Origin of the sequence: Clavibacter sp. MX14-G9D (assembly GCF_032917815.1) — a bacterium.
GTDB classification, from domain to species: Bacteria; Actinomycetota; Actinomycetes; order Actinomycetales; family Microbacteriaceae; genus Clavibacter; species Clavibacter michiganensis_K.
In genome coordinates, this window is record NZ_JAVCVL010000275.1 from 1 (window position 1) to 3,143 (window position 3,143).

3 protein-coding genes are annotated in these 3,143 nt (G+C 74.1%); all 3 read left to right on the forward strand.

Annotation, left to right across the window (positions count from 1 at the left end):
* On the forward strand, positions 1 to 1,385 hold a 1,385-nt coding region (locus Q6969_RS14565; RefSeq protein ID WP_317231089.1), incomplete at its 5' end, for a DEAD/DEAH box helicase.
* Positions 1,386 to 1,491: 106 nt separating this feature from the next.
* Positions 1,492 to 1,983, forward strand: a complete 492-nt coding sequence (locus tag Q6969_RS14570) for a GNAT family N-acetyltransferase (protein ID WP_317231090.1) — start codon at positions 1,492 to 1,494, stop codon at positions 1,981 to 1,983.
* A 134-nt stretch (positions 1,984 to 2,117) separates the two neighbouring features.
* Entirely contained in the window at positions 2,118 to 3,077 is a 960-nt protein-coding gene (gene iolC / locus Q6969_RS14575; protein ID WP_317231091.1) for a 5-dehydro-2-deoxygluconokinase, read from the forward strand.
* Positions 3,078 to 3,143 lie beyond the last annotated feature (66 nt).

The window sequence follows — 3,143 nt, forward strand, 5'->3', positions numbered from 1 at the left end:
GGTCCGAGCGCCCGTCGTACGGCGACCGTCCGCAGCGGTCCGAGCGCCCCTCGTACGGCGACCGCCCGCAGCGATCCGAGCGCCCGTCCTACGACGACGCGCGCCCGAAGCGCGACAGCGACTTCTACCCGACGCGCGAGGGCGCCCCGCGCCACGCGCCCGCCGAGGACGTCGTGCTCGAGCGCCTCGAGGCCCAGGCCACCACGGCCAAGGACGTCGACGGCGTGACCTTCGCCGCCCTCGGCCTCGGCCAGAACATCGTCCGCGTGCTCGAGGAGCTGGGCGCGGCGAGCCCGTTCCCGATCCAGGCCGCCACGATCCCCGACGTGCTCGCGGGTCGCGACGTGCTCGGCCGCGGCCGCACCGGATCCGGCAAGACCATCGCGTTCGGCGCCCCGCTCGTGGAGCGCCTGCTCGAGAACGACGGCGCGAAGAACCGCAAGATGGGCCGCAAGCCCCGCGCGCTGATCCTCGCCCCGACGCGCGAGCTCGCCATGCAGATCGACCGCACGGTGCAGCCCATCGCCCGCTCGGTGGGCCTGTTCACCACCACGATCTTCGGCGGCGTGCCGCAGTTCAAGCAGGTCGGTGCGCTGCAGCGCGGCGTCGACATCCTCATCGCGACCCCCGGGCGCCTCGAGGACCTCATCGACCAGGGCCGCCTCGACCTCTCCGAGATCGTCGTGACCGTCCTCGACGAGGCCGACCACATGTGCGACCTCGGCTTCCTCGAGCCCGTGCAGCGGATCCTCCGCCAGGTGAAGCCCGACGGCCAGCGCCTCCTGTTCTCGGCCACGCTCGACAAGGGCGTCGCGACGCTCGTGAACGAGTTCCTGCCGTCGCCCAGCGTCCACGAGGTCGCGGGCGAGGACCAGGCGTCGTCGACCATCGACCACCGCGTGCTCCTCATCGAGCAGCGCGACAAGGCCGCGATCATCGAGCAGCTGAGCTCCGGCGAGGGCAAGACGCTGATCTTCGCCCGCACCCGCGCGTTCGCCGAGCAGCTCGCCGACCAGCTGGAGGACGCCGGCATCCCCGCCACGTCGCTCCACGGCGACCTCAACCAGGCGCGCCGCACGCGCAACCTGCAGCTGCTCACGAGCGGCAAGGTCCGCGTGCTCGTCGCCACCGACGTCGCCGCCCGCGGCATCCACGTGGACGACATCGGGCTGGTCATCCAGGCCGACGCGCCGGACGAGTACAAGAGCTACCTCCACCGCGCCGGCCGCACGGGCCGCGCGGGCAAGCAGGGCACCGTCGTGACGCTGATCACGAAGGCCCGCCGCCGTCGGATGGACGACCTCCTGGGTCGCGCCGAGATCACGGCGACGACGGTCATGGCCGCCGCCGGGGACCGCGTCATCGCGGACCTCGCACGCGCCTAGCGCTCACGCACGACCACGACGACGGCCGTCCCACCCCTCGCGGGTGGGGCGGCCGTCGTCGTGGGCGGGCTGCGCGGTCCGCACGCGGGGGAATAGCCTCGACCGCATGCTGATCCGCCCCGCCGTCGACGCCGACTGGTCCCTGATCCACCCCTTCTACCGGGCGGTCGTCGACGCCGGGCGCACCTACGCGCTGCCCGCCGGCCAGTCGCTCGAGGAGGCACGTCCGAACTGGATGGCCCAGGCGCCCGGTCGCACCTTCGTGGCGGTGGACGACGACGGCACGGTCCTCGGATCCGCGAAGGGCGCCCCCAACCGCCCCGGCCGCGGCGCGCACGTGGCCACGGGGTCGTTCCTCGTGGATCCTGCGCACTCCGGCCGCGGCGTCGGCCGCGCCCTCGGCGAGCACGTCATCGCGTGGGCGCGCGACGAGGGCTACCGCGCGATCCAGTTCACCGCGGTCGTGGAGACCAACCACGCGGCCGTGCACCTGTGGGAGTCGCTCGGATTCCGGATCGTCGGCACGGTCCCCGAGGCGTTCGACGACGCCCAGGAGGGGCTCGTGGGCCTGCACGTGATGCACCTGCCGCTGCGCTGAGGCGCGGCCGCCATCCGCGGGCGCGGCGGTCGGAGCGGATCCGTCCATGTGCACATGTCAGAACATGCGCTACGTTGGAGGGACCGCAGCATCCGCCCCTCGCCCTCCACCGCCGGAGAGAAAGCAGCGCCGCCATGAGCCCTGCACCGACCACGGTCCACGACCTCATCGCCCTCGGCCGCGTGGGCGTCGATCTCTACCCGCTGCAGGACGGCGTGGGCCTCGAGGACGTGGAGACCTTCGGCAAGTACCTCGGCGGGAGCGCCGCCAACGTGGCCGTCGCCGCCGCCCGCCATGGCCGGTCCGCCGCGCTCGTCTCCCGCGTGGGCGACGACCCGTTCGGCCGGTACGTGACGCGCGAGCTCGAGCGCCTCGGCGTCTCCGCCGCGTACGTGACCCCGGTCGAGGACCTGCCCACGCCCGTCACCTTCTGCGAGATCTTCCCGCCGGACGACTTCCCGCTCTACTTCTACCGCCGCCCGAAGGCGCCCGACCTCTGCATCGAGGCCGACGCGCTCGACCTGGACGCCATCCGCGACGCCCGCGTCCACTGGTCCACCGTCACGGGCCTCAGCGAGGACCCGAGCCGCACCGCCCACCACGCCGCGTGGGCCGCCCGCGGTCGCCGCCCGCTCACGGTGCTCGACCTCGACTACCGGCCGATGTTCTGGTCGTCGCCCGCGGACGCGACCCGCGAGGTGGGCCGCGCGCTCGAGCAGGTGACCGTGGCCGTCGGCAACCGCGAGGAGTGCGAGATCGCGGTGGGGGAGACGGATCCCCTGCGCGCCGCTGACGCCCTGCTCGAGCGCGGCGTCGAGCTCGCCATCGTGAAGCAGGGGCCCAAGGGCGTGCTCGCCCGCACCCGCGAGGAGACCGTGGAGGTGCCGCCGTACCCGGTCGAGGTCGTCAACGGGCTCGGCGCGGGCGACGGCTTCGGCGGCGCGCTCGTGCACGGGCTGCTCGCGGGCTGGGACCTGGAGCGGATCCTGCGCTTCGCCAACGTCGCGGGCGCCCTCGTCGCGTCCCGCCGCGAGTGCTCCACGGCCATGCCCACCACGGCCGAGGTCGACGCGGTGCTCGAGGGCATCCGATGACCGCCGTCGACACCGCGCGCGCCGCCGCCGTCGCCGCGCCCGCCGAGGCGCTCCGCGCGGGCGACC